22 protein-coding genes are annotated in these 25,464 nt (G+C 61.0%); 7 read left to right on the plus strand and 15 right to left on the minus strand.

The genetic code is table 11. The features are described from left to right. Positions 1 to 9 precede the first annotated feature (9 nt). The 5 genes from ACIOWL_RS04915 to ACIOWL_RS04935 form a co-directional block, all read right to left on the minus strand. Positions 10 to 996 carry an asparaginase gene (locus ACIOWL_RS04915; protein ID WP_400382261.1) on the minus strand — a complete coding sequence of 329 codons (987 nt, stop codon included), beginning with the start codon at positions 994 to 996 and terminating at the stop codon, positions 10 to 12. Then, entirely contained in the window at positions 993 to 1,697 is a 705-nt protein-coding gene (locus ACIOWL_RS04920) for a FadR/GntR family transcriptional regulator (protein ID WP_400382263.1), read from the minus strand. The genes ACIOWL_RS04915 and ACIOWL_RS04920 overlap by 4 nt, the downstream gene beginning before the upstream one ends. Positions 1,698 to 1,945: 248 nt before the next feature. Continuing rightward, positions 1,946 to 2,338, minus strand: a complete 393-nt coding sequence (locus ACIOWL_RS04925) for a hypothetical protein (protein ID WP_400382264.1) — start codon at positions 2,336 to 2,338, stop codon at positions 1,946 to 1,948. 470 nt (positions 2,339 to 2,808) lie between these two features. Then, complete coding sequence (locus ACIOWL_RS04930; protein WP_400382266.1) at positions 2,809 to 3,477, minus strand: GAP family protein; 669 nt, start codon at positions 3,475 to 3,477, stop codon at positions 2,809 to 2,811. 128 nt (positions 3,478 to 3,605) lie between these two features. After that, on the minus strand, positions 3,606 to 4,556 hold the full coding sequence (locus ACIOWL_RS04935) for a beta-ketoacyl-ACP synthase III (RefSeq protein ID WP_400382267.1): 951 nt from the start codon (positions 4,554 to 4,556) through the stop codon (positions 3,606 to 3,608). Positions 4,557 to 4,804: 248 nt separating this feature from the next. Between ACIOWL_RS04935 and ACIOWL_RS04940 the strand changes: the two genes are divergently transcribed. Both ACIOWL_RS04940 and ACIOWL_RS04945 read left to right on the plus strand, forming a co-directional pair. Then, positions 4,805 to 5,623 (plus strand): metallophosphoesterase family protein, encoded by an 819-nt coding sequence (locus ACIOWL_RS04940; RefSeq protein ID WP_400382269.1) that lies wholly within the window; start codon positions 4,805 to 4,807, stop codon positions 5,621 to 5,623. 48 nt (positions 5,624 to 5,671) lie between these two features. After that, complete coding sequence (locus tag ACIOWL_RS04945; protein WP_400382271.1) at positions 5,672 to 6,232, plus strand: histidine phosphatase family protein; 561 nt, start codon at positions 5,672 to 5,674, stop codon at positions 6,230 to 6,232. Positions 6,233 to 6,325: 93 nt separating this feature from the next. On the opposite strand, the gene ACIOWL_RS04950 is transcribed toward ACIOWL_RS04945, so the two are convergent. From ACIOWL_RS04950 to ACIOWL_RS04975, 6 genes are all read right to left on the minus strand, one after another. After that, positions 6,326 to 8,905 (minus strand): hypothetical protein, encoded by a 2,580-nt coding sequence (locus tag ACIOWL_RS04950; protein WP_400382273.1) that lies wholly within the window; start codon positions 8,903 to 8,905, stop codon positions 6,326 to 6,328. 400 nt (positions 8,906 to 9,305) lie between these two features. Continuing rightward, positions 9,306 to 10,967 (minus strand): alpha/beta hydrolase, encoded by a 1,662-nt coding sequence (locus ACIOWL_RS04955; RefSeq protein ID WP_400382275.1) that lies wholly within the window; start codon positions 10,965 to 10,967, stop codon positions 9,306 to 9,308. A 160-nt stretch (positions 10,968 to 11,127) separates the two neighbouring features. Further along, on the minus strand, positions 11,128 to 12,297 hold the full coding sequence (locus ACIOWL_RS04960; protein WP_400382277.1) for an acetyl-CoA C-acyltransferase: 1,170 nt from the start codon (positions 12,295 to 12,297) through the stop codon (positions 11,128 to 11,130). Continuing rightward, positions 12,294 to 12,944: a 3-oxoacid CoA-transferase subunit B gene (locus ACIOWL_RS04965; protein ID WP_400382279.1), complete on the minus strand. Its 651-nt coding sequence runs from the start codon at positions 12,942 to 12,944 to the stop codon at positions 12,294 to 12,296. Before ACIOWL_RS04965 ends, ACIOWL_RS04960 begins: the two co-directional genes overlap by 4 nt. A 2-nt stretch (positions 12,945 to 12,946) precedes the next feature. Further along, positions 12,947 to 13,651 carry a CoA transferase subunit A gene (locus tag ACIOWL_RS04970; protein ID WP_400382281.1) on the minus strand — a complete coding sequence of 235 codons (705 nt, stop codon included), beginning with the start codon at positions 13,649 to 13,651 and terminating at the stop codon, positions 12,947 to 12,949. 164 nt (positions 13,652 to 13,815) lie between these two features. Next, positions 13,816 to 14,283, minus strand: a complete 468-nt coding sequence (locus ACIOWL_RS04975) for a VOC family protein (RefSeq protein ID WP_400382283.1) — start codon at positions 14,281 to 14,283, stop codon at positions 13,816 to 13,818. A 553-nt stretch (positions 14,284 to 14,836) separates the two neighbouring features. Between ACIOWL_RS04975 and ACIOWL_RS04980 the strand changes: the two genes are divergently transcribed. Both ACIOWL_RS04980 and ACIOWL_RS04985 read left to right on the plus strand, forming a co-directional pair. After that, positions 14,837 to 15,625 (plus strand): IclR family transcriptional regulator, encoded by a 789-nt coding sequence (locus tag ACIOWL_RS04980; protein ID WP_400382285.1) that lies wholly within the window; start codon positions 14,837 to 14,839, stop codon positions 15,623 to 15,625. 151 nt (positions 15,626 to 15,776) lie between these two features. Continuing rightward, on the plus strand, positions 15,777 to 16,877 hold the full coding sequence (locus tag ACIOWL_RS04985; protein WP_400382287.1) for an alanine racemase: 1,101 nt from the start codon (positions 15,777 to 15,779) through the stop codon (positions 16,875 to 16,877). 9 nt (positions 16,878 to 16,886) lie between these two features. On the opposite strand, the gene ACIOWL_RS04990 is transcribed toward ACIOWL_RS04985, so the two are convergent. Then, positions 16,887 to 18,605 (minus strand): NERD domain-containing protein, encoded by a 1,719-nt coding sequence (locus ACIOWL_RS04990; RefSeq protein ID WP_400382289.1) that lies wholly within the window; start codon positions 18,603 to 18,605, stop codon positions 16,887 to 16,889. A 246-nt stretch (positions 18,606 to 18,851) separates the two neighbouring features. On the opposite strand from ACIOWL_RS04990, the gene ACIOWL_RS04995 reads away from it, so the two are divergent. From ACIOWL_RS04995 to ACIOWL_RS05005, 3 genes are all read left to right on the plus strand, one after another. Next, positions 18,852 to 19,232 (plus strand): cupin domain-containing protein, encoded by a 381-nt coding sequence (locus ACIOWL_RS04995; protein WP_400382291.1) that lies wholly within the window; start codon positions 18,852 to 18,854, stop codon positions 19,230 to 19,232. Between the two features lie 228 nt (positions 19,233 to 19,460). After that, positions 19,461 to 21,149, plus strand: coding sequence for a long-chain-fatty-acid--CoA ligase (locus ACIOWL_RS05000; RefSeq protein ID WP_400382293.1), 1,689 nt, complete (start codon positions 19,461 to 19,463; stop codon positions 21,147 to 21,149). Positions 21,150 to 21,737: 588 nt separating this feature from the next. Next, on the plus strand, positions 21,738 to 22,091 hold the full coding sequence (locus ACIOWL_RS05005) for a CopG family transcriptional regulator (protein WP_400382295.1): 354 nt from the start codon (positions 21,738 to 21,740) through the stop codon (positions 22,089 to 22,091). A gap of 25 nt (positions 22,092 to 22,116) precedes the next feature. Here ACIOWL_RS05005 and ACIOWL_RS05010 read toward each other — a convergent pair whose 3' ends face one another. The 3 genes from ACIOWL_RS05010 to ACIOWL_RS05020 are packed head-to-tail and all read right to left on the minus strand — an operon-like array spanning position 22,117 to position 25,462. After that, positions 22,117 to 23,739 (minus strand): dipeptide ABC transporter ATP-binding protein, encoded by a 1,623-nt coding sequence (locus tag ACIOWL_RS05010; RefSeq protein ID WP_400382297.1) that lies wholly within the window; start codon positions 23,737 to 23,739, stop codon positions 22,117 to 22,119. Further along, entirely contained in the window at positions 23,736 to 24,533 is a 798-nt protein-coding gene (locus tag ACIOWL_RS05015; RefSeq protein WP_400382298.1) for an ABC transporter permease, read from the minus strand. The genes ACIOWL_RS05010 and ACIOWL_RS05015 overlap by 4 nt, the downstream gene beginning before the upstream one ends. Further along, entirely contained in the window at positions 24,530 to 25,462 is a 933-nt protein-coding gene (locus ACIOWL_RS05020; RefSeq protein WP_400382300.1) for an ABC transporter permease, read from the minus strand. The genes ACIOWL_RS05015 and ACIOWL_RS05020 overlap by 4 nt, the downstream gene beginning before the upstream one ends. Between the last annotated feature and the right edge of the window lie 2 nt (positions 25,463 to 25,464).

Genomic DNA, 25,464 nt, shown 5'->3' on the forward strand with positions numbered 1-25,464 from the left:
GGGTTGTTGCTACAGGGCGGCCAGCAGGCCAACGGGCTGTCCGCCGCCCAGGGCGGGGCTTGAAAGCAGTTCGCCGGGCACGGTGGTGTGCTCGGCGAGCAGTGCTGCGGTGATCGGCATGCGGGCACGGTCCCCGCCGTCGGCAATCTTGACTGCCAGCGCGGTGCCGTCTGTCAGGGCGACGGCCTGGATGCCTTCAAATCCGTCCTTGGCGATGGCCCCTGGAATTGAGCGCATCAGGGCGGTCACGTCGCGGCCTTCCCCGGCAACCAGCTCCGGGTAGCTGCGCATGGCGGCCGCGACGCGGGCCTCTTCGCTGCCCGGTGCGGCCAGGGCCAACCGGGCGAAGCCGCGGGCCAGGCCGGCCAGGGAGAGCAGGTAGACCGGGGTGCCGCAGCCGTCGGTGCTTTGCTGGGTGATTTTTTCACCGGTCAGCTCTTGTACGGTGTCTCGCAGCAGTTCCAGCAACGGGTGGCCGTCGGTCAGGTAGCCGGGCAGGTCCCAGCCCTTGAGTTTGCACAGCGCCAGCAGGGCGGCGTGTTTGCCCGAGCAGTTCTGCGCCAGCTGGGTGGCGGTGCCGCCGGCGGCCAGCCAGGCTTCGCGTTCGGCGGTGCCGTAGGGCAGATCGGTGGAGTTGCCCAGGTCTTCAACACGCAGTCCGGCATCGCTCAGCGTGGAGCGGGCCACGTCCTGGTGGCGCTGGGAACCCGAGTGGCTGGCGGAGGCCAGGGCGAGCTGTTCATCGGTGAGCTCAAGCTCTGCGCGCAGCAGCCCCACGGCAAACAACGGTTTCAGCGCGGAGCGGGGGTAGAACTTCGCCTGTCGGTCTCCGCGGTGGCGCAGCACGTTTCCCTGGGGGTCGAGCACCACCGCCGAGCCGTAGTGGATGGATTCGATGGCCTGCCCGCGGGTGGCCGCCACCAGCGGCTCATGCTGCGCAAGTGAAGCGCCGACCAGGGTCTGCGGGGCTGGGAGGGGTGTGTGGGTGCTGGTCACTTGCTGCTCCTGACGATGGTGGTGATGGCCTGGTGCACGGCGCTGAGATGTTCGCTCATTGCCTGCCCGGCGGCCTGCGGGTTGTTCTCTGCGATGGCCTGGACGATGAGCCGGTGTTCGTGATTGGACGGGCCGGTGCGCCCGGCCACCAGGTTGACCGTTTCGGACTGCCGGGACATGGCCTCACGGATGTCGCTGACAATCTTGCTGAATACCGAATTGTCGCTGGCCAGTGCGATGGCCGCGTGGAACGCCGCATCGAGTTCAACCCAGGCGGCCGGGTCGTCTTCCTGCTCCATCTGATCCAGCAGACCGTGCAACCGCTCGAGGTCGTCGTTGGTGCGCCGGGTGGCGGCCAGGGTGGCGGCCGGAATCTCGATATGCGGGCGGGCCTCGTGCAGGTCATCCGAGGAGAAGGTGCCGAGCTTGAGCTCACGGGTGGGGCGGTGGGAGATGACAAAGGTCCCGCGCCCGGTTTCCGTCCGGGTCAGTCCCAGGGTGGCGCAGGAGCGCAGCGCCTCACGGATGACCGAGCGGCTTACCCCGTAGTCCGCGGCGAGGCTCGCCTCGGAGCCCAGCTTGGCGCCCAGCGGGATGTCTTTGGCTTCGATGGCCGAGCGCAGGGAAAGGAAAACTGCTTCCGCGGCGGATCGGCGTTCTATTGGTTGCTGTCCGGGTGTCCAGCTGTCTGACAGGTTCACGCCTGTAAGTGTGGCAGTGTGACCTGCCCTACGTCAAGTGCGCCCCAACGTTTTTAAAAAGCCACAGGTCAGGCGGGTGGGATTAGCCGAGTTCGGAGAGCCCGCCGCTTTGACCTGTTCTCCTGCGCGAACGGTAGTTTGGCTCCAGTACTTGAGTGCGTGCACGGCAAGTTGGCAATTTCGGGTCCCGGATGAAGGATGCTGTGCAGGCCGGTGTGACTCCATCAGTTGGTGAGCATACCACTGCTTCATCCACTGAAGAATGAGGAGAGTGGCAACTTACCTTGGTGGCGCACTGAGAGTCCTTTGGAATGTTTCTGGCGGATGTCGTACTGGTCGGCGATGAACGCTTGACGGACGTTATGGCACAGCAGGTGCAGCATGATCCGTAGTTGCTGGTGCAGGTTCAGAACTCTGGGTCTGCCACCGGGGCCTTTGTGGGGGTTGGGACGTGAGTCGAGGATCTGTTGGATCCTGTTCTGTAGTTCCATGAACTTGGTCAGGGGCAGACCTGTACTATACTTGTAACTCATCGGCTTCTTCGGTTTTTGTGTTGTTTGATCACTTCCATTATTAATCGTTGAAGCCGATTTTTCTATGTTTTCACTGGTCAAGCGATGAATGTCATTAACTAGAGTCATGAATTAAGTTCATTGGTTATCGGCTTTTTGGCAGCACAGCATTTTGCATCTTTCCTGCTATGGACTCCAAAGGCGAACACCTTTATGCGAAACGACCTTTGGAGGTAGACTCACAAGGACTCACAAGACTCACAGATTTTGATGTTGAACCCATTCCGCCCTACCGCTGGCGCCACGCCTCCAAAACTCATTGGGCGTCAAGGAACGCTCGATGAATTCGAATATGGACTGCAAATCGGTGCTGGTGCCCCTGGATTGCTCACCATCATCACCGGAGCCTGAGTCATCGGGAAGGCTGCCCGTGGTGCAACGAGGCAACCAGCGGGTTTGGCCGTAGACACACAAAGACCCCGCACCTGAGCTTGGGCAATGCGGGAAATCTCGTTCCGGCCCCTTCCGTTTACCGATGCCAATTGCTGGTGTCGAAAGTTCTCAGAGATTTTAGGAAGCCACAGGTCAGGCGGGTTGGGCTAGCCAAGTTCGGAGAGCCCGCCGCCAAGCATGGAAGCGCCGATGAGCAGCAGGATCACGGCAATGATGACCGAGTTGTTGCGCATCAACCAGGTCCGGGTGGCCGCCAGGGGTTGTGCGGATTTCTCGCCGGACATCGCCACTACCAGCACCGGAAGGATTACGGTGCTGCAACACAGGAGCACAAAAATCGCCGCGCCGGCCACCGATTCAGCTGCGGAAAGCTGGGCGGCACCCAGCGCCAGCCCGGCGCCGGAGGCGAACGCGAGTTCCTTGAGGTTCACCACGGTCAGCAGCAGGCCCAGCCGGAAGGCCGCAGGTGCGGAACTGGACTCGATGGAGGACATCCAGCGGGGAAATGCCGGTTGTGCATCCTCGCCCGGGCGCTTGCGCCATTTCACGATGGCCAGCGCCATCAACACCGAACCCAGGATGATTCGGGTGATGGCGGTGGGCCCCTGGGAGCCGGTGGCCTCGTCAAGCGCGTGGGACAGCAGTCCAACCCCGCCAACGATCGCGGCGAGGGACAGTATCCTGGCGGCGGCGAAGGCCGCGGCTCCTCGCACGCCGATGGGAGCAAGCAGCAACAGCACCACGGCAATGATCGGCAGCGGGCTTAGCGCCACGGCCATGCTGTAGGGCAGGATCTCCCCGAGAAAAGGCAACATGAGCCCACCCTAACCCACCGGAAACGAACTTGCCTGCAGGCAGAGGGCTTGTGACGGGGCGCCGGCCAATGGGCGGCAAAAAACCCGCCGCCAGTTGTGGCGACGGGTTATTTGCCGGTGGGTGGAAACTACGGAATGGTGATGATCTGACCGGCATACGCCAGGCCGCCGCCAAAGGCGAACAGCAGGGCCTTGGAGCCCGAGGGCAATGGCTCATCCGAGGCCATCAGCTTGGACAGTGCCAACGGCACGGAGGCGGCCGAAGTGTTGCCGGAGTACACCACGTCGGTGGCAACGCGGGCGTTCGGGGCGCCGATCTTCTCCGCCAGCGGCTCGATGATCCGCAGGTTGGCCTGGTGCAGGATGATCCCGTCGATGTCTTCAGGCTGCAGGCCCGCGCGTTCGATGATCTGCGAGGCGATCTTCGGCAGCTGGGTGACGGTCCAGCGGTAGACGCTCTGGCCGTTCTGGGCGAACTTCATGTCATTTTCTGCCTCGATGCGCACGGCATCGGACAGCGAAGGAACCGAACCCCACACCGCAGGGGAGATCGCGTTGTCCTCGGAAGCGCTGACAATAAACGCGCCGGCGCCATCAGCGGTCAGTACGCAGGTGGTGCGGTCGCTGAAGTCGGTGTAGTCGGTCAGCATTTCCGAGCCGATGACCAGCGCATTGGTTGCGGTGCCCGCGGCGATCGCACCCTGGGCCAAACCTACGGCGTGGGTGAAACCCGAGCAGGCGGCGTTGATGTCCATGGTGGCCGGCCCCTGATTCATATCCAGGGCCTGGGCCACGCGAGCCGCCATATTCGGCGAACGGTCGGTGGCGGTGCAGGTGGCGACGATGACCATGTCGATGTCGCCGGCGTTGATATCCTTGGCGTTCTCAAGTGCCATGGTGGCCGCCTTGATGGCCATGGAGTCAACGGTTTCAACCCCGGTGCCCCACCGGCGTTCTTCGATGCCGACCCGGCGCACAATCCACTCGTCGCTGGTCTCCACGAGCTTTTCCAGCTCGGTATTTGGCACGATGCGCTCAGGCTGGAAATGGCCAAAAGCGACGACTTTGCTGCCGGTCATGGATGTTGCTCCTTGGTGGATTAAATGCTGCCTCAACCAAGATTAGTCGCTTTGTCGGTTACTTGCCGTTCATATGCACAAGATGGCATACATTTTGGGTAAATTACCGGAAAATCGGCACTTGGTGTTCGTTATCCGAAATCCCAAGCCTTTCAAGCATCTTCATATGCCGTCGAGCTGCTGTTCATCTGGTTGTCAATCAGGCCCGTTCAAATGGAGGGAAAGCAGTACGGAGGGAGGGGGAGAAAATGGATCAACTAACTATCGTGCATTTGAGCGACACCCATCTGACCGATGACGGGCGGCTGCTGTACGGACGAATCAATCCATGGCGCAGGCTCGCCCAAGCGCTGAGCGCCGCCGAGCAGCTAGCTCCGGATGTTGTGGTGCTCACCGGGGACGTGGCAGATCGCGGAGCCGAGATCCACGCCGACGCCGCGAAGATCCTGGCCGAAGCCCAATACCTGCTGGGTTGCCCGGTCATCACCATTCCCGGAAACCACGACCCGGCAGGCTCGATTGGCTCGGAATTCAACACCACCCGGCTATCGACCGGACCCTATCCAGCGAACACCGTGCATGACATCGACGGATTGCGGATCATCGGGTTGGACAGCGGCGGATTCCAGCTGAGCCAAGGAAACATCGATCCAGCGCAGCTAGCCTGGCTTGACCGGCTATTGTCGGTCTCCGCCCCCAAGGGGAGCCTGCTGTTGCTGCACCACCCGCCCTTGGAGTCCTTTTCGCCGGCGCTCGCGGGCCGTGGGCTGCAGAATCCGCAGGCCCTGGCCGCCCTGGTCGCGGGAAGCGATGTCCGGGCCATCTTGTGCGGCCACTACCACCAAACCGGGGCCAGCCAGCTGCTGAACGTGCCGGTGTTCATGGCCCCGGCGACCTCCTACAACATGAACCCGTTTGCCCCGTCCGAAGTGATTCAAGAGAACTGTTCGTGGTTCTCCGTGATGCGTTTGAGCGCAGCGTCGGTGGTCTCGGTCCCGGCGTCCACCGCGCAGATGCTCCCGCTTCACCAGCGGACAGAAAACTATCTTGCGCTGCGACGCAGCTAAACACTGAGAGATGACAACACCCTGCAGGGGTACAGCTAAAGGAAAACAATGACTGCAACAAAAATTGTCCTGATTCGTCATGGACAGACCGAATGGAACAAGGCCGGTCGCCTGCATGGGCGCAGCGACCTGCCGTTGAACGCAACCGGCATCGCCCAGGCGCATTCCCTGGCTGCCGAGCTGTTCACCGACGGACCATGGGACGCGATCTACTCCTCGCCGCTGTTCCGTGCGTGCCAAAGCGCCCAGATCCTGGCCACATCGTTGGGGCTTGCCAAGGTCCAAGAAAATCCTGAGCTGATGGAGCGTGACTTCGGCGAATCCGAAGGGCGGTTGGTGAAGGGGCTGGATGCCGGGCAGCGCCGGTTGATGATGGATCTGGGTGAGACCGAGGAGCACCTGGTGCAACGCGGGGTCAATGCGCTGTTCAAGATTTCGGTGCAGCACCCGCAGCAACGGGTGCTGGTGGTCAGCCACGCGGCGCTGATCAGTTCGGTGCTGACGGCGCTCAGCGGAGAGGACCAGCCGCGGTTGGCCAATGCGCAGATGATCGAGCTGGAACCTGCGTTGCTGAATAATTTTGTCGCTCGTGAAGCGCTGTGGCACTAGGGCGGCAACCAAGCCGCTTTGCATGATCAAGAAGTTAAAAAGCACATCCCGTGCCTCGCCTGGCGGTGAGACACGGGATGCTTTCGGCGGTTGTTAGTCCCAGTAGTTATCGGTGACTTCAACGGTTGGTTTATCGCCATCCCAGGTGATCTTGCCGGAGAATGACTTCGAGGTTTCTTCCTCGTCGTAGTCCATGTACTCGGTGTTGTTCCGCTTGTACTTGAAAACGACCTCGTCGCTTTGGAAGGTGCTCAGGCCGCTGAGTTCAACCGACTCGGCCTGAGTTTTGACCGAGAACGAAGCGAGATCTTTGTCCTGCAGGCTGTACGGGCAGGCCTCGTTCATGTTGGTCGGCGGGGTCACACAGGCCTTGGCGAACTTCTGGACCTCGTCGAGCACCAGCTGATCCAGCGCGTCGGTTGCCTGCGTTTGCAAGAACACGGAAGGTGTTTCGAAGTCTGTGCTTCCGTTGACGCGCAATGTCTGCGGTTCGGCGGAAAGGTAATCGGAGGACGGTGCACTGACCTCATAGATGCCGGGGTAGGCGTAGAGGGTGGTGGAGTATCCTGAGGAGCCGTAGCTGTCATCCACAGTATTAAGCGGAACCTCGGTATCGCCGACCTTGAGCTGCGCGCTGGAATCTGCGGAGAGTTCTACCTGGACCAGCAACGGATCATTCAGGACCCAGGTGTCGAGCAGGCCGTATTCCTTCTCGCCGCGGTCCACGGAGAAGACTCGTTCCTGCCGTTCGCCATTGATTGAGTAGCTGGCATTCACCACGGCCGAATTCTCGGATTTGTTCTCAAGGCTCACGCTGTTGACAACCAGGTGGGTTGTGGCCTTGGCCAGGGTTTTGTCATTAAGCAGTGCACGGGAGGCGTTGTCCACCCCGGGATCCACCAGTTTGGTCGCTTCATCGGCCTTGCCCTCGGCAAGCAGCGAAAGGTATTGCTCCACCTGAGCTTCGGGTTTGCGTTGCGAGTTGAGGAACTCCACGGTACCGACACCCAGCCCCACCAGAACCACGACGGCCAAGGCCCCGAAACCGATGAGCTTTGCACGTTTTTTAGCTTCGGCCGAGGCCGGCTCGAGGTTTGGCGCGACCTGCTGCACCTGCTGCACCTGCTGCACCGGCTGAGCTGGAGCGGTGGGCGCGACTGCCGGAAAGGTTGCTTCTGGTGTGCCCGGGGCGGACCGAACCGGATCGAGGTGTTCGGTCGGTGCCTCGGACGGGGAAGGAACCACGGCAGGTTGGATTGTGGTGGGTTCGGTTGCTTCCGGGGCGACCGGGGTGGAGGGGGAGTCCTGAGCTGGGAGGGCGGAGGGTGCGGTGCCGGAGACCCAGCGTGCGGTGCTCTGTTTGCCGCCAATGAAGGCGAGCAGTCCCGGAGCGAAACGGTAGACCTGCAGCGGCAGGATTTCGGCAAGCACGGAGATCAACGCCATGCCCAAGACGACGAACACCACCGAATACCACGAGATACCGAAGGACAGGCTGCCCTTCAGGTCACCGACAAACACCGCGCTCACACTGCCCTTGGCGCCCAGATTGCTCAGCCAGGCCAAGAGCATCCACAAAACCAACGAGTAGACCGGAAGCTGCCAGACGCGGTTGGCGTTGAAACTCGTCGCCAGCCGGGCTCGACGCACGCCAATGAACAGTGCCAGCAGCACAACAACTACCAGCGTCAACACAAAGAGCCAGGCTCCCTTGCCGTCGTACAGATCTGCAGCCTTCAGCGTGCTGGTTGGAATGAGATCATCCAGCTCACCGCCGAAGAACGTTGAGGCGCCGGTCATCGTGGAGGCCAAGGATCCGAAGAAGCCCAAGGCGCTGGAGTAGGCTCCCAAGGTTCCAAGCAGCGGGATGAGCAGCAACAGCACACCACCTGGTGCGTCGCCTCCCAGGGCAACCAATGCGGCAATCACACTCACCACGGCGAAAACTACCAGGGTGACAACCAGGGCAACCAGGCTTTCATGTACTCCGGCGGCCCAGGAAGCGGAACCTGTTGCCTTGCGGGGAGTCGAAGCCAGGAACTGGGTGAGGAAAACTACTAGAAGCAGGGTGAAAAATACCCCTGAATACCGCGGTGAAACGGAGAAGGAGAAATCTTCATCGGGCACTACATTCAACTTGCCAATGAGCGTGATCAGCACAAAAAGAACCGAGATCGCCAGGGAGTTCAGCGCCGCGGATAGGGCTACCAGCTTGGCGGACTGCGCCTTGAGCGCACCACCGAACTTACGCACCAGGGCGTAGTTCGCCGCACCGATAGCCACGATGGCACTGAGTGAAACCAGGGATAGCGAGATGCTGAATTCCGCGAATGATTCATCTTGCAGGCCGGTTCCTGCTACGTGCAGGCCGCCGCCCAAGGCCACCCCAACGAGCAGGATAAACGACTTGAACGACTGCAACTGAGCCGTGAAATCGAAACTGCCCATGACATTGATGCCTTCGTCAACCATGGAATTCAGGGCGACCAAATAACACACGGCCATGATGACGCCGATGACTGCAACGGCCGCGGCCTGGAAACCCAAAAGTTTCAGGCCTTCCGGGCTCTTGAGTGTTTGCAGCGCGGAGTTAAGCCCGGTGAACTGTGGCTGCGGTGCGGGAAGCGGGGCAGGAGCAACCGGTGGCTGACCCTGCGGTGGGTGCTGATCCAAAACGAATCCTCGTGTCGGCGATGAGTGATAACGAAAGAAAACTGGTAACCGCGAAATTGCCTAAAATCGAACGGTTTGTGTTTTCTTCCTCAGAAATTCGTATCACAGTCAAACGACAAATAGCATTCGGTTAGCAACATACACGTCATATCCGGACGAAAACCCACCGTATTTGACGCAGCATCTCACCTACGAGTGCGAGCAACCAGCAGGGCTGAGCAGGCTCACCTGAACTGGGCGCACCACGGAAAATTGGTTCGCCGCCCGAAAAGCTTGCCGGGCGCGCTGGCTCCCGGCAATGGTGGCGCTGGACAGGATGACGCGCATCTTGGAGTGTTGCGGCGCGGCCTTGTCAGAGCCGTAGCAGCGCCGTAGTACCCGCGACGTGAGTTGCGGACATCTAACGCGCTGGTTGGTTTTGCTCCAAGAGTGTCACGAGTCGTTCGGTGTCTTCCGAGCTCCAATTCGCAGACGGAAGAATCTGGGCCCAGGCCCTAACGGGTGCTTGGCCGAATTCGTGCCCCTGACCATCCGGGACACCGGAAGCAATCTGATCCAAAAGCAGTTGCATTCCGGTGACTACCGGAATCCAAAACATGGCACCGGGGATGTTCCCCGGGCGTTGACCGGAGCGCAACCAATCTGGTTTGTGGATAAAAACTTCGGCGTCACCCCAGGTGATTGGGTCATTTGAATGCTGAAGGTAGCCGATTTTGCTGCTTCCCCAGGTTCCGGTTCCTGGCCATTGCTCCCCATCGGTTGAGAACCGCACGATGTCTCCACCCTCAACAACGGGAAGAAATATCGGGCTGTCCGGGTCACGTTCCTCGGTGAAACGCTGCCAGAGCCGGTTTCCCGCGGACGGGCCGACGAAAAGAGCCCCATCGGTACGGGTGGCGAAGTCCTGAGCTCCGCTGAAGGCCGCTTCGGCGCCGAAGGAACCCAGCGATTCACCGCTCACCACAAGTTTTGGCCGTTCCCCGGCTGGAAGCTGGACCCAGTGCCGGTAGACCGCGTCAAAAAGCAGGCGTCCGGCGTCTTGCGCCCGGGACGAATCCATGAGGAAGGACATCCAGCTCGGCAGGTAGGAATACTGCAGGCTGACCGTTGCGGTGTCGCCGCCCCACATGTATTCGAGTGCCTGTATTTGGTTTTCATTTACCCAGCCACGGCCGGTCCCCGTCGCGACGTTGAGCACGGCACGTTTGAACGCACCGGTGCGGATGAGTTCATCAACCGCCACCTGCGCTTGCGCTGCGATGTCCACGTTTCCATCGGTTCCGGCACCAGCGTAAACACGGATTGGCTGTTTCGCTTCTTCTGAGGTGAACGCGGCTACTGCGGTGCTGCTGGGGGTGTTGGAAATGAAAAGACGCCCTTGACGTCCCAGGTCGTCCCAGCTGACCGAAGAGCCGGGGCCTGATGACAGCTGGGGCACATGCGGTGGCTGAAGCTCCGTGCGGAATTCGTTATTGATCAACAAAAAGGTGTTGTCCAATGATCCAGCTACTCGTTGAACCACTGTACGATTGCCGAACATGACCAAAAGTATGCTCATGGCAATGATGACGATGACAGCTGAGACACGTCGCGGCAGCAGCTTGTCGGCTCCCGCCATGAGCCGGCCGGCCACCCGGCGAAGAAAACGAGAGATCACCAGCAACAGCGCAAAAATGACTGCACTCAATGGCACCACGTAAATCATGTGCCAGCCAGATTGGGACTGCATTCCCAGCATTTCGCGTTGGTCATTTTGCCAGATGTGGTGCAGCACCAAGCCAAGGATGAGAAGCGCCCCGCCGGTCAAGACGCTTCCCTTTCCCGCGGTACGAGGTTGCGTACTCCCGGCCTCGGGGCGAGGTTTGGTGTTCACAGAGAGCCAGTGAAGCAGTGAGCCCAGGCCGTAGCCAAGAGCTGCCAGCAATCCGGTGAGGACTGCCTGGATCATGGCGGTCCGCGGAAGCATGGAAGGAGTCAGCGATAGCAGGCAGACAAGCAGCGCACACCATGCTGGGGTGAGGTACATATTCCAAGGTTTAAGAACTGGCGGCCGCTCGGCCATGCTGCCTCCGTGAATCCTTGCTGGCCTCTGCGGGTGCGTTCCAGCTCTTCGTTCCGAATTCTAGAAGGTAAACACAAAATCTGTACTTGTGTGACCGAAGGACAATAAAATGCCGGCGGATGGGTGTCATCTCCCGCCGCCGGCACCTATTTTCCCAGGACTACAGCGAACGCAGCACCAGCGCGGTGCCCTGACCGCCGCCACCGCAGATTCCCACCGCTCCCAGCGAACCGGCCGGAAGTTCCTGAAGCTGCCGGGCCAGTGTTCCCACAATGCGGGCTCCGGAAGCACCGATCGGGTGCCCCAGAGCAATGGCCCCGCCATGCGGGTTCACGATTGCAGGATCGATCCCCAGCGCCGTGGTTGACTGCACCGCAACAGCGGCAAAGGCTTCATTGATCTCCACGACCTTCAAATCCGCGGCCTGTGCACCGGCACGGGCCAGCGCGGCGAGGATCGCGTTGGAAGGCTGCTCGTGCAAGGTGCGGTCCGGTCCGGCCACAAACGCATGGGAGAGGATCTCCGCCAACGGCGTCAGGCCCAGCCGTTCGATGGCCGCATCGCTGGCAAGCACCACGGCCGCTGCACCGTCGGTAATCTGCGAGGAGTTGCCGGCGGTGATCGTCCCGTCCTTGGCGAAGGCCGGGCGCAAGCCGCCGAGTGAGTCAACCGTGGTTGAGGCGCGGATGCCGTCGTCCTCGGAAAAGACACTCTCACCCTTGCGGGTGGAGATGGCGAACGGGGCGATCTCGCCGGCCAAGAATTCGCGGGAGGCCACGGCGCGCTGGTGCGACGCGGCGGCCACCGCATCCTGGGACTCGCGGCTCAGGGACAGCGTGGCGTTGTGCTCTTCGGTGGAAGCTCCCATGGAGCGCTGTTCGGCGGCATCTGTCAGGCCGTCGTACTCCAGGGTGTCGATGAGCTCAATGGCCCCGTACTTGGTTCCGGCGCGGGCGCGCTGCACATGCGGGGCCAATGACATGGATTCCTGGCCGATGGCCAGCACCAGGTCCACCTCGCCGCTGGCGATGAGTCGTTCGCCGGCAACGATCGCCTCGGCACCGGACAGGCACACCGCGTTCACCGCGATGGCCGGAACTGACAGCGGCACCCCGGCTCCGACCGCGGACTGGCGGGCTGGATTCTGGCCCGCCCCGCCTTGCAATACCTGGCCGGCGATCACCCGCTGGATCTGGGCAGGGTCGACCCCCGCACGTTCCATGGCAGACTTGGCGGCGTGGGACCCCAGGGCGGTACCAGGCACGGAGGCCAGGGCGCCGTTGAACTTCATGAACGGGGTGCGGGCGTAGCCTACGATCTTGACGGTCATACTTCCAGGTCCTCCTGAATGTCCACGGCAAAGGGCGCCGCGGTGATTTCTTGAATGCTTGCCACACTCTCGCCCGGGGCCAGGGCCCGCAGGGTCAGCGTGTGGTTTTCAATGTCGAAAACCGCGCGGTCGGTGATGATGCGGTCAACCACCCCGACCCCGGTGAGCGGCAGGTCGCATTTTTCAACGATCTTACTCACCCCGTCCTTGGACACGTGATCGGTGAGCACAATGACACGCGGGGTGCCTGCCACCAGGTCCATCGCCCCGCCCATGCCTTTGACGAGTTTGCCGGGGATGGTCCAGTTGGCCAGGTCCCCGTTGGCGGCAACCTGCAGCGCGCCGAGGATGGCCGTCTGCACATGGCCGCCTCGGATCATTCCGAAGCTGGTGGCCGAGTCGAAAAAGCTTCCGCCGGGCAGGATCGTGACGGTTTGCTTGCCGGCATTGATCAGGTCGGCGTCTTCTTCTCCTTCATAGGGGAAGGGACCCATGCCCAGCAGCCCGTTTTCGCTTTGGAGTTTCACCGAGACGCCGTCGGGCAGATTATTGGCCACCAGGGTGGGGATGCCGATCCCCAGGTTCACGTATTGTCCATCGGTTAGCTCGCTGGCGGCAATGGCCGCCATTTCATCGCGGGTCCACATCTCTAGGCCTCCTGCCGGGTGCGCACGGTGCGCTGTTCAATATCTTTGGTTCCATCCGCCCGGACAACACACTGGACAAAGATGCCCGGGGTTTCCACCAGCGACGGATCCAGGAAATCCTCCCGGATGTGTTCGGCTTCAGCGAAGGTGTAGCGGCCGGACATCGCGGCCAGCGGGTTGAAGTTCTTTGAGGTCATGCGGTAGCGCAGGTTTCCTTCGGCATCGGCTTCATAGGCCTTCACCAGGGCGATATCCGCGAAGATTCCGCGTTCAAGGATGGCTGGTTTGCCGTTGAACTCCATCACTTCCTTGCCCTCGGCGATTGGGGTTCCCACACCGGTAGGGGTGAAGAAGGCAGGGATTCCCACCCCGCCGGCGCGCAGGCGTTCGGCGAGGGTTCCCTGCGGGCAGAATTCAACTTCGAGGTCTCCGGCCAAGAACTGCTGAGCGAAAAGTTTGTTTTCGCCCACGTAGGAGGCCAGTACCTTGGTGACCTGCTTGTTTTCCAGCAGCAGACCCAGCCCCTTGCCGTCGACTCCCATGTTGTTAGACACGATGGTCAGGTTTTTTGCGCCCGAGTCGCGCAGCGCGGTGATCAGCCGGGTCGGGTTGCCGCTGAGGCCGAATCCTCCTACGGCGATGGTCATGCCGTCTTTGACGACCTCGGCCAGTGCGGCCGCAGCGTCGTCACGATACTTTGTTGTCATCAAATCCTCCATGCGTCCACGATGTGGAGTGCCCTTACGATTACCTTCAAAATTACGTAGTGGCAGGTATTCGATCAATAGCAGGCCTGAGATTGGCCGTTGATTGCTCAGATGGTGAGGATTTGTGAACACAGCGTCCGTATTATGGACAGAAGGTTTTTGAACTACACGACATCAAATTCGTTTCCCTCAGGATCTTGCATCGCGATGGCAAAATGCCCCATAGCCGGCAAGTCGTGAATGTTGATGATGCTCGCACCGCGGTTTTCCAAGTCTTCTGCCGCGGCCTTCACCCGTTCGATGCGGGTGTCCATGGGGGCATCGCGACCGCCGGAGACCTTGAGGTCAAAATGCCAACGGTTCTTCAGGATCTTGGACTCGGGAACCTGCTGGAACCAGATCCGCGGGCCATGGCCGGTGGGATCGATAATCGATTCGGGAATATCCCCGGCGCCGGGTGGAAGCTCGTTGTCGGGAACACCCATTGCCTGCCAATAGGTGCGCCACGATGTATGCCCAGCCGGGGCCGGCTCTGGGATGTACTCAAGCGCATACGACCAGAATTCAACCATGAGCTGTGGGTTGGTGCAGTCGATGGTCAGTTGCACCGAGAACTTTGCCGCCGTTTTCATCTCAGCAGTATGGCAGAGAGCAGAGTGCCAATTTTGTATTCCCTCGATGATTCAGTAATCATTCAGATTCGCTGGCTGCGCATCACCGCAATGCACGCTGTGAAGTGAACTCATTTTTGCTTTACCTGTTTGGTGACAGCAAAATCAGGTCGTTCCGGTCCATAGGTCGACACTGGCGCGTGAATGCAAGCCAAAGGCCACGAAGGTCGGAATACTGTTCCAAACAACCCGACGTATCGTGGCCCTGTTGCGGCTCATTGATGAGCTCTTGAAAATTGGTTAGCCATTCGACCAGCGGGGTTCAGCGTAACAGCACTGGGCTCCGCACCTTTCGCAAGATGCCCGACGGGAAATGCGATGCCAGTCGATATTCCCGGTGTTCAGTGAAACACACCTCGATTTTCCCACTTTCATATCGGGGCAACAAGACACATTTTGACTCCACGGCGGGGCTGCTCGTCATAGAAAATTCGGCCCGTCTGGCCAATCCAGCGCCATGATGCTGACCCGTCACAAGTACATTTCATGAACGCTAATAGTTCATAATGTGGGCATGAGTACTTCTCCCGCTGGAGCGCAGGTGGTTGGCCGGCTAGCAGCAGTGCTGCGTGCCGTGAGTACCTCCATGCCCCAAGGCATCACCACCACCCAAGCCGCGAAGCAGGCCGGCCTGCCGCGTCCCACCGTTCACCGGTTGCTCACCGCCTTGGTCGCCGAAGGATTCTGCGACCATGACAACACCACCGGCCATTGGCTCTTGGGACCGGAACTGTATCTGATGGGGGCGGTGGCCGCCGAACGTTACGACATCAGCGAACTCGCCCGGGTGCACGTTGCCGCCCTGGCGGAGGCAACCGGCGAAAGCGCGTTCCTCTCAGCCCGACGCGGGGATGAGACCGTGTGCCTGCTGCGTCACGACGGGGCGTTCCCAATTCGCTCATTCGTCCTGTATGAGGGGCGCCGGTTCCCGCTAGGTGTTGCCTCGGCCGGCATCGCGATCCTTGCCTTCCTTCCCGAAGCCAGCGTTGAGCGATACCTCCAGTCCAACGACCTGGTATCCGAATACGGCGAAGCTCATTCGGTCAAGGCCCTGCGCCAAAAAGTCTCGGAGACCAGGAAGCTGGGATACTCGGTTAATCCCGGGTTGATTGTCGAGGGGAGCTGGGGGATGGGAGCGGCGGTCTTCGATGCCTCGGGCCAGCCCGCGTGGGCACTGAGCGTTACGGGCATCCAGAGTCGATTCGAGCCAGAGCGCCGCAAGGAAATCGGTGCACTGCTGCTGCACCATGCCCACGAACTCTCAACCAAACTCCGGTTGAGCTCCGGAGCTATCACCCGGTAAATATCGACTGGCCCGGCTGCTGGCGAAGCGGCGTCCCGTGCCGCAACAACCGCCACGGGTCCTGCGCAACAAGCCTCACACATTCCTGCGGTATTCTGTGCTCCGGGCGTATTTACAGTGGATACGTTGCAACGAAAACTGGAAGGCATTTGTGGGTAATATTCCGGCAGGCATCAACACGCCTGAGATCTTGGTCGACGTGGAAAAACTGGAACGAAACGTAGCCCGCGTCGCCCAGCGGGTGGCGAGCCAGGGACTGAAACTACGCCCGCACGCCAAAACCCACAATATGGTTGAAATTGCCGAACGCCAGCTGGCCGCCGGAGCCGCCGGGCTGACTGTCGCCACGGTTGGCGAAGCGTTGAGCTTCGCCCTTCACGGGGTTCCCAAAATTTTTATCGCCTACCCACTGTGGATCAATGAGTCCGGGGCCGAGCGGATCCTGGAACTGATGAAACGGGCCAAGCTCAGCCTTGGCACGGACTCGGTGGCCGCCGTGCAGCAGATGGCCAAGATGCTGGGGGAGAAGGCCCGCAAGGTCAAACTCATGATCGAGATTGACAGCGGTCACCACCGCAGCGGTGTCTCGCCAGCCCAAGCCGTGGAAATCGCCGATGCCGCTCGTGATGCCGGACTTCGGGTGCACGGGGTATTCACCTTCCCCGGGCATAGCTACGCACCGAATTCCATCGACGAGGCGGTCAACCAGGAACATAAGGCGCTCGCTGAAGCCGCCTGCCTGTTGCGTGAGGCGGGGCATCAGGTGAAACGGATCAGCGGCGGATCAAGCCCCACCGCAGAGTTGAGCGATAATTCGGTGCTCACCGAGGTACGCCCCGGGGTTTACGTTTTCGGCGATGCCCAGCAGTTCGAACTGGGACGCACACGCTGGGAAGACATTGCCCTGAGCGTTGCCACGACGGTGGTCAGCCGCCATGAAGGAAGCACGCAGATCCCGCGCCGCATTGTGGTGGATGCCGGGAGCAAGGTCCTCGGGGCGGACCGCCCCGGCTGGGCCAGCGGATACGGGCGTGTACTGGAATGCCCGCAAGCGGTGATCACCGCACTGTCCGAACACCACACAACCATCAGTTGGCCCGAAGACTTAGTGCTTCCCTCCCACGGGCAGCAGCTGCGGATCATCCCCAACCACGTGTGTATTGCCGTGAACTTGGTTGACTCGGTGCTGGCGGTCTACCCGGATGACACGGTGGAACGCTGGGACGTCAACGCGCGCGGGCTGAACTACTAGAGCTGCAGGTTAGATAGGTTCCAATTCGTGGGCCGCTTGCGGATCCCAGGCCTGCGCCTTGGCCAGGGCCTGGGGCAGTTCATTTCCGCAGGCCTGGTCCAGCAGGTCCGGATCGCCAACCACCACCAGCAGGCTTCGAGCGCGGGAAAAGCCCACATACAGCATTTCAGCCGCCCGGCTCATGTCCTTAAACCCATTCACGCACAGAATCACCACGCTGCGTTCCAAGCCCTTGAAGCCCAGCACATGCCCGTAGAATTCTCCGTCCCGCCGGTGGAACTCAGGCCAGTAGTCGCTGTCTACGGTTCCGTTTTCGAAATGGTCTTGGTGCACCGGGTGGCGTTTGTTCGTGGTGAGCAAAGCGACCTGGTTGGTGGCCCAGCCTTCGTCCAGCAGCGCATCCACGCAGTCGGAGGCGGTGTCGATACTGTTTTCGGTGGTGCTGAAAACATAACGCACCGGGATGCCCTCGCCGCCGCGCAGCTTGCTTGCCTGATCGATGAAACCCTTGAAGGTCGTGGCGATGCTGCGGGTGTTGCGCAGGTTGTCATCCACGTGGATGGGAACCAGCGCGGTGGCCACGCCAAAACTTCCACCCACCCCTTGGCCGTCCCAACGGCGGTACACATCCTGGCGGTTGTCCATAAAGGCGTACACCTGTCCGGCTAGCGGATCCACCGTGCATGACAGCAATGCTTCCCACCAGTCCGGGGCGAAGTCCTGCGCTTCATCAACAATCACCGCATCCAGCTTCTGCTCAGCGGGAAGTTGCGGGCCAAGCTGCCGCAGCAGCTGCGGCATGGTGACGTCGAAATACTCCTGCCCCTTGCCGTCGGGTATTCCCAGCCGGCGAGCGTATTCATGGAATTCTCCGGTGTGCACGGGTTTGTTTTGTTTCCAGGTTCCTACCTCTGATTTCAGATAGTGCCCCAGCCCCTTGTTGTAACAGAACAAGCCAACACGTAGACCTTGTTTGGACAGCTCGCGGGCTTTTTGCAAGGCCATCCAGGTTTTGCCGCTGCCTGCACCGCCGACAAATCGCACCCGAGGCAGCGACCGGGTGGCCGAGAGCAGGATCTGTTGGCGTGCGGTCAGCGTTTCCTGGACCTGTTCGTTGCTCAGCGCTCCGGCGTAGTTCACTTCTTCGGGTGATTCGCCCAGCTCCCCGGTGGAGGAGAGCAGGTGTTTGATCATTCTCTCGGCGAAGTCCGGGCTCAGTCCTGCCAAGCCTCCACCTTGGTTTTCGATGTCGCTGCGCACCTGATCAGCGATCTGCGGGAGCTGATCCCGGTCGATGATCAGCTCGCGGGGGACTCCCACCGAGGTGTAGTTTTTGGGCCATGCGGTGAAGGGAAGGGCGACGATATGCGCCATGCGGCTGGTCAGGCGTGTTCCCATCAGCGGGTAGAGCACTTCTTTCAGTGCGTGCGCTGAACTTTGCACCTGAGCCATGGGGCTGAGTTTCAGGCGGTGTTTGCCCTTGGCATCGGATTGGTACCAGTACCCATCCGAGCTGGAAATCAGTCCGCCCTTGACCTCAATCGCGGCGATCCCCACCTGGGGCCAGAGCACGAGCAGGTCGATTTCGTGTTCGGCACTGCGGTCGCGCAGCTGGACCGAATGGAAAAGCATTGCTTCTTCGGGCAGGCTCTCGGCAAGCGCCTCGAACACCACCTTTTCAGCTCCCTTGTCCGTGAACTCCGGATCTTGCGGATAACACCGTGCCATTAATTCCCCCGTGTGACTTTTCAGCGCTGAATGCTCGTCCCTAGAGGAAGTTTAGGCAGATCAGTGCTTATTTGTCAGCAAGATGTCATCCGGCGCGACTGGCGAGTTCTGGAAAGCCCACGGGAACCTCGTTGCGGCCGGACAACAGGTGCCGGTCAGAACACCGGCAACGGTGCACCAACGGAGAGGAAATCAACCGTATGCTATTTTGCGAACCACGAATACGAGCGGAATGGGAATTGATTCATGAGCGAGAACTCACCTGTTTTCGAATCTGGAGACAACACGCGCAGCGTTGACGCGTTGTCGACCGACTTGGCCCACGAACCGGTGCCGGCCGAGCAATCGGTGTCCGGGGACCCCACCACGGCGGTTCAGAGCCTGGGTGAAATTTTCGGCACCGAGTTCGGACTGTGGGAGATGAGTGCCGGAACGATGCGGGACGTCGAAGCCGAAGAGCTATTCATTGTGCTCAGCGGTTCGGGCAAAGTCACCATCCATGCGGTTAATGGCTTCGAGGAAGAAGTTGTGAACCTTGTGCCGGGGAGCATCTGCCATCTGCGCGAAGGAATGAACACCACCTGGGTGCTTGAAGAACCCCTGCGCAAGGTTTATCTGGCGAAATAATGCCGGGGCCGATGGCAGGCGGTTTCATGAACAAAAAATTTGATCAGCAAACCGTCTGCCCAGGCCGGCGTGAGCGAACTTTCAACGCGGATTCCGACCGGCTCCACGCTCCGGTGGTGCTGTGCCCTGGAATCCCATTCGGGTCCGAAGCGAACTGCACAGCAAAAAGTTCGTGAATCGTTCTCCCTCACGATACGAGGTTGTTGCGCGAGCAGGCATGATGGGACTATGGAGAATTCATCGGCACCAGCCTGGACCGCTAACTACCAACCGGGTGTTCCCACCGAGATCAAGCTGCCAACCGAATCGCTGAGCCACATGTTCGAGCGTTCGGTCCTCGAAGCCGGATCAAGCCCCGCCACCGAATTTTTTGGGCGCCGGATGAGCTACACGGAACTGGGCGATCAGGTGCAACGGGTTGCCCAAGCGCTAAGCGACCTAGGGGTGCGCGCCGGTGACCGGGTCGCGCTGATCCTGCCCAACTGCCCGCAGCATGTCATCGCCTTTTACGCGGTGTTGCGTCTGGGAGCCGTGGTGGTTGAACACAACCCGCTGTACACCTCGCGCGAACTGCGCCACCAGTTCGAGGATCACCAAGCACGTGTGGTCATCGCCTGGGACAAGGTGGTTGCGAACGTGCAGGAATTCCCCAAGGACATCCAGATCGACTCGATCATCGCCGTGAACCTGCTTGATGCCTTCCCGGCCGTCAAGCGCCTTGCCCTGAACTTGCCGGTGAAAAAGCTGCGCGAAACCAAGAGTTCGCTGACCACCCGCACCCGCGGCACCACGGCGTTCAGGGACCTGCTCAAGGCCTCGCCGCTGGATCCTGCGCACCAGTATCCGCAGGTGGATGACCTCGCGGTGATTCAGTACACCTCGGGCACCACCGGACGCCCCAAGGGCGCAATGCTCACCCACTACAACTTGTATTCCAACGCGTTGCAGGGCGAAGCCTGGATGCACGGGGCGCAGGAGCGCAAGGAGATCCTCTATGCAATCCTGCCGATGTTCCATGCCTTCGGCATGACCTTGTATTTGACCTTTGGCGTGAAAAAGCAAGGCCTGCTGGTGCTCTTCCCGAAGTTTGATCCAGATCTGATCCTGGACGCCTGGAAGAAGTCCCCGGCCAGTGTGTACTGCGCGGTGCCGCCGATCTACGAGCGAACCGCACTGGCGGCGAAGGAGCGCGGGGTATCGCTGGCAAGTGCCAAGTACTGCATTTCCGGTGCCATGAACCTGCCGGATCACGTGGTCGAGTTGTGGGAATCCATGTCCGGCGGCCTGCTGGTTGAAGGCTACGGGATGACCGAGTCCTCACCGGTGGCCATGGGCAACCCATTCCATCCAAGCCGGCGTACCGGCACCATTGGTGTGCCCTTCCCTTCCACCTTGATGAAGGTTGTCGACGTGGATGACCCGAGCCGGGAGGTCACCCAGGGGGAAGCCGGCGAGCTGCTGATCAAGGGGCCGCAGGTCTTCGGCGGCTACTGGAACAACCCTGAAGAAACCGCCAAGGCCCTGACCTCCGATGGGTGGCTTCACACCGGGGACGTGGTTGCCGTAGATGAGGCAGGCTTCGCAAAGATGGTGGACCGTGCCAAGGAATTGATCATCACCGGCGGCTTTAACGTGTCTCCGACCGAGGTGGAAATTGCGCTGCGCCAGCATGCAGATGTTGCCGACGCCGCGGTCTTCGGCAAACCCCTGGCTCGTGGCGGGGAGATGGTCGTCGCGGCCATTGCGCTGGAAGAAGGGGCGAGTTTGGACGAGGAAGCGCTGCGCGAGCATTGCCGTGGACTGCTTGCCGCCTACAAGGTGCCCAAACGTATTGTGGCAATTGATGAGATGCCGCGCTCGATGCTCGGGAAAATTCTGCGCAAGCAGGTCAAGGACCAGCTGATCGACACGGTCTAGGCAGGCGCCACAACCTGCGCGGCTGGCTGCGGCCGGCGGCTACCGCGAACACTCTTGAACTACGAGCGCGGTGGGAATTCGGGATGCCGCCACCGTACTTCTCGGCTCGAGCTCCGCCAGTGGGTTGCCTTTCGCCGACCCGCAGAATCGAGATTCGGAATACGATCGCGGTCGTGCAACTGTGTTGGAGTACCTGAGCTGGCTATCGTTCATGCAGGTGTTCAGGGAACGTTGCCATGCCGATCCGGGCCGCACATGCTCATCGCGTACGACCTTATGGCGGATTCCATATTATTGTGTGACCATATTTTATGGCGCTAATCTTTTCGAGTAGTGCGGATCGGCATGGGATAGCAAGGCAAGATGCAATTAACGCGATATTGAACTATCGGTATCGCGTTCAGAAGTTCGACGAGCCTCGTCTGGGTTCCAAGGGAAGACCTGACCTGTTTATCGGGCCGGCCCGTGACAATATTCGGCTCCTTGAAGTGTCGCCGTCTTGTCTGCGCCGGATGAAATATTCGTATTTCATGTCATGGAAGTCCGAGCCAAAATACTAAAAATTGCTCAAGAAAGACGTCAACCGCAATGAATGGCCAAGACCTTTCGAATACAGTAAACGATCCCGAAGTGGACGCGGAGCTGAATCATTTGGCCGATTGGGCTGAGAACGCTGAAATCTCACCTGGAGCACAAATTACCAGCTCTTCGGAACCTGAGGCCGGTATGAAGTTGCTGTCTGCTGCCTTGGGATCGGATAGTGCGGTACGCCGAGCTGTTGGCAAACCGTCGTTGAGCGGTGGAGGGCAGTCACCGGCTCGTTCTGTGAGATTGCCGCAAGAGATGGACGCACGGCTGATTGAAATTGCTAAACAGCGCAACGTGAAACCCAGCGAAATTATCCGACGTGCATTGGACGAATACCTGGTTCGGGCCTCTTAGGCTCAGAAAGACAGCTTTTTCGCCTCTAACGGAGCCGCGGCATGGCAGAGAGCAGGGACCTGGTGTACTCATGCTGCGGATCGCCAAAAATCTGCGCGGTGGCATCCTGTTCCACGATCCGTCCTTGGCTCATTACCGCGACCTGGTCACTCATGTGCTCAATGACCGATAGGTCATGGGAGATGAAAAGGTAGCTGGTCCCGGTGTCTTGCTGGATCCGGTCCAGCAGATCCAACACCGTCGCCTGAATCGAAACATCCAATGCCGACACCGGCTCGTCGAGGACCAGCACCGCCGGCTTGGGCGCCAGCGCCCGGGCAATGGCCAACCGTTGACGCTGGCCCCCGGAAAGCTCGCGAGGATTACGTGCGGCCAGTGCGGGATCCAGCTCAACCTGCCCAAGCAGCTGCGCCACCTCGTCCCGGTACCCGGCGGCGCGTTTGGATTTACCCTGGCTCAGGGCATCGGCCAGCAGTTGGCCTGCCGTATACCGGGGGTCGAAGGAGCCCAGCGGGTTCTGGTAAATCGCGCCCATGTGGCGGCGCAATTCCCGGCGTTGGGATTCCTTGCGGGGGGTGAAGTCCTGTCCCATGAGCTGAACCCGGCCGGAGTCAGGAGCCGTCAAGCCCAGTACGAGGCGCGCGGTGGTGGTTTTCCCGGACCCGGACTCCCCGACAATACCCAACGTGGTGCCACGCGGAAGGTCGAAGGACACCGAGTCCACCGCCTGGTGGTTGCCGAAGGACTTGCAGAGGTTTTCGGCCCGCAACGCCGGAATCCTATCATCAGCGGCGGCTGCGCTCGCCGTTGGATGCGGGCCGGCATTGGCGGAAACCGGGGTAGTGGCTGCAGCCAGAGGCGTGCAGCGCGGAACCCCGGAGGGCACCGCGCGCAACAACATCCGGGTGTAGTCATGCTGCGGTTCTTCCAGCACCTGGGCCGTCGGGCCCTGCTCCACAATCTTGCCGCGTCGCATCACCGCAATCTCATCGGCCAGATGCGCCACCTGGGCCAGGTCGTGGCTGATCATCAGCACCGCGCGGCCCTGTTCCTTCAACTCGCGCAGTTGGTCAAGAACCAGCGCGGTCAGCCGCGAGTCCAAGGCGGTGGTCGCCTCATCGGCGATGACCACCTGCGGATCAATGATCAATGCCTGGGCAATCAGCGCGCGCTGGCGCATGCCGCCGGATAATTCGGTGGAACGCTGCGTGGCACGCAGCTGCGCCTGGGGCATGTGCACCCGCTCCAGGATGTTGATGACGGCGGCGGTGCGCTCGGAGCGGGACAGCGAGGTATGTTCCTTGAGCGCATCCGAGATCTCCCGGCCCACCGGGCGCAACGGATCCAGCGCCATGAGCGCATCCTGCAGGATCATGGCGACCTGGCTGCCGCGGATGCCCTGCCAGTCGCGCTCGCCAAGCTCCAATGCGTCCCGCCCGCAGATCTCCAGAGTCTTAGCGCTGACCTGGCCGCCAGACAGGCCCAGCAGGCTACGGGCGGTCACCGACTTCCCGGAACCGGATTCACCCACCAGTGCCAGGCAGCGCCCCGGGGACAGGGTGAAGGAGACGTTATCTACCGCGGTGGCGGGGCCAAAACGCACCGACAGCTCGGAAACGATGATCTGCGGTGCAGCTGGAGAACTCATAAACTTTTGACCTTTCCGCCAAGACTGCGGCCGATGAGTGTTGCCCCGGCGGCAACCACCACGATCGCCATTCCCGGGAACAGGCTCATCCACCAGGCCAGGTGCAGGTAGGTGCGTCCGGCCGACAGCATGGCACCCCACTCCGGGGCCGGCGGGGGAGTCCCCAATCCGAGGAAGGACAGCGCGGCGGCCCAGATGACAGCCTGGCCGATCCCCAGGGTGACCAGTGCGAGCAACGGTTTCAGTGCATTGGGTATCAGGTGGTTGCGTACCTTCAGCCAGGTGCCGCGGCCCAACACGGTGGCGGCTTCCAGCATTTCCGAGTTCTTCAGGGTGCGGATCTGGCCGCGGACCAGCCTGGCATACCCCGGCGCGGTGGAAAGGCCCACCGCAATGATGGCCGGCCCTACCCCGGGACCGGTGAACGCCATGATCAGCAAGGCCAGCAGCAGGGAAGGGATGGAATACAGCGCCTCAAGGATGCGCAAGATGATTTCATCAAGCCAGCGCGGGGCCAAGGCGGAGAATGTTCCCAGGATGATCGCCAGGCCCATACCCACCGCGGTCGCGGCCAGGCCGATCACCAACGAATCCCTGGCACCGTGGATTACCCGGGTATAAATATCGCGCCCGGACTCATCGGTGCCGAACAGGTGTCCGGCACCGGGGCTTTGGAAAGCCTGCGCGGGATTGATGGCCAATGGGTCGCCCGGGGCCAGCCATTGCGGGGCCAACGCGGTGAGCACCCAGAAGGCAACAAACAGCACACTGCAGATCTTGGCCAACCGGCTCATGAGGCGACTCCCGCCGGGTCGATAGCACGTTCAATGCCTTCGGTAATCGCCATCACCACGATGTAGACCAGCGCGGAAAACAGCGCCAGGCCGGTGACCATGGGGATATCCCGGGCCAGCACGGCAGAGAGCAAGGACCGGCCCAGCCCCGGGCGGGCAAAAATTACCTCAACCACCACGGCACCGGAAAGCAGGGAAGAGAACGCCCACCCGGTCAGGTTCAAGGCCGGCAGGCAGGCGTGGCGCAGCCCGTGACGCCAGAATACCGTGAGCCGGCTTTCGCCCCGGGCGCGGGCCGCGAGCGCGAATTGGCTGGACATGGCCGCGCTCAGCGAATCGCGCATGAGCTGGGTGAGGAAACCGGCCAACGGCAGGGCCAGCGTCAGCACCGGCAAAACCAGCCCGGCGCCGGTGCCGTTATCCACCGCGGGAAGCCAGCCCAGGGCGGAGGAGAACAGCATGATCAGTACCGCGCCAAGCCAAAAATGGGGAACCGCGGCCGCCACAATCTCCAGCACGCTGCCAAACCAGCTGCCCAGCCGGTTGACGCGCATGGCCACGGCGCAGAAACACAACGCCAGCAGCCATGCCACCAGCAGCGCCAGCAGGGCCAGGGTGATGGTTTTGGGCAGGACTTCCGCCATCACCTCGAAAACCGGGCGCTTGAGAGAATAGGAGGTGCCGAAATCCAGCTGCAGCAACTTGCCCAGAAACATCAGGTACTGCACAAGCACCGGCTGATCCAGGCCGAACTCGGCGCGCGCGGTGGCCAAGGCTTCGGCTGAAGCCTGCGAGCCGGGGCCGCCCATGATGGCTTCGGCCGGGTCGCCCGGAATCAAGCGGATGCCGGCAAAGATGGCGGTGGCTACCAGCCACAGCACCACCACGGCTCCGCCGATCTTTTGAGCGACCCAGCGCAGGGTATTCATGA

This window comes from Glutamicibacter sp. NPDC087344 (genome assembly GCF_044744225.1).
GTDB lineage: Bacteria > Actinomycetota > Actinomycetes > Actinomycetales > Micrococcaceae > Glutamicibacter.

What these genes read in the sequence shown, in the direction of transcription:
- ACIOWL_RS04980 (WP_400382285.1), top strand. Translation starts at nt 14,837, where the DNA reads ATGAGTACTTCTCCCGCTGGAGCGCAGGTGGTTGGCCGGCTAGCAGCA.
- ACIOWL_RS05005 (WP_400382295.1), top strand. Translation starts at nt 21,738, where the DNA reads ATGAATGGCCAAGACCTTTCGAATACAGTAAACGATCCCGAAGTGGAC.
- ACIOWL_RS05015 (WP_400382298.1), bottom strand. Translation starts at nt 24,533, where the DNA reads ATGAGCCGGTTGGCCAAGATCTGCAGTGTGCTGTTTGTTGCCTTCTGG.
- ACIOWL_RS04965 (WP_400382279.1), bottom strand. Translation starts at nt 12,944, where the DNA reads ATGTGGACCCGCGATGAAATGGCGGCCATTGCCGCCAGCGAGCTAACC.
- ACIOWL_RS04975 (WP_400382283.1), bottom strand. Translation starts at nt 14,283, where the DNA reads ATGAAAACGGCGGCAAAGTTCTCGGTGCAACTGACCATCGACTGCACC.
- ACIOWL_RS05000 (WP_400382293.1), top strand. Translation starts at nt 19,461, where the DNA reads ATGGAGAATTCATCGGCACCAGCCTGGACCGCTAACTACCAACCGGGT.
- ACIOWL_RS05020 (WP_400382300.1), bottom strand. Translation starts at nt 25,462, where the DNA reads ATGAATACCCTGCGCTGGGTCGCTCAAAAGATCGGCGGAGCCGTGGTG.
- ACIOWL_RS04990 (WP_400382289.1), bottom strand. Translation starts at nt 18,605, where the DNA reads ATGGCACGGTGTTATCCGCAAGATCCGGAGTTCACGGACAAGGGAGCT.
- ACIOWL_RS04960 (WP_400382277.1), bottom strand. Translation starts at nt 12,297, where the DNA reads ATGACCGTCAAGATCGTAGGCTACGCCCGCACCCCGTTCATGAAGTTC.
- ACIOWL_RS05010 (WP_400382297.1), bottom strand. Translation starts at nt 23,739, where the DNA reads ATGAGTTCTCCAGCTGCACCGCAGATCATCGTTTCCGAGCTGTCGGTG.
- ACIOWL_RS04970 (WP_400382281.1), bottom strand. Translation starts at nt 13,651, where the DNA reads ATGACAACAAAGTATCGTGACGACGCTGCGGCCGCACTGGCCGAGGTC.
- ACIOWL_RS04945 (WP_400382271.1), top strand. Translation starts at nt 5,672, where the DNA reads ATGACTGCAACAAAAATTGTCCTGATTCGTCATGGACAGACCGAATGG.
- ACIOWL_RS04925 (WP_400382264.1), bottom strand. Translation starts at nt 2,338, where the DNA reads ATGACTCTAGTTAATGACATTCATCGCTTGACCAGTGAAAACATAGAA.
- ACIOWL_RS04955 (WP_400382275.1), bottom strand. Translation starts at nt 10,967, where the DNA reads ATGGCCGAGCGGCCGCCAGTTCTTAAACCTTGGAATATGTACCTCACC.
- ACIOWL_RS04930 (WP_400382266.1), bottom strand. Translation starts at nt 3,477, where the DNA reads ATGTTGCCTTTTCTCGGGGAGATCCTGCCCTACAGCATGGCCGTGGCG.
- ACIOWL_RS04995 (WP_400382291.1), top strand. Translation starts at nt 18,852, where the DNA reads ATGAGCGAGAACTCACCTGTTTTCGAATCTGGAGACAACACGCGCAGC.
- ACIOWL_RS04940 (WP_400382269.1), top strand. Translation starts at nt 4,805, where the DNA reads ATGGATCAACTAACTATCGTGCATTTGAGCGACACCCATCTGACCGAT.
- ACIOWL_RS04935 (WP_400382267.1), bottom strand. Translation starts at nt 4,556, where the DNA reads ATGACCGGCAGCAAAGTCGTCGCTTTTGGCCATTTCCAGCCTGAGCGC.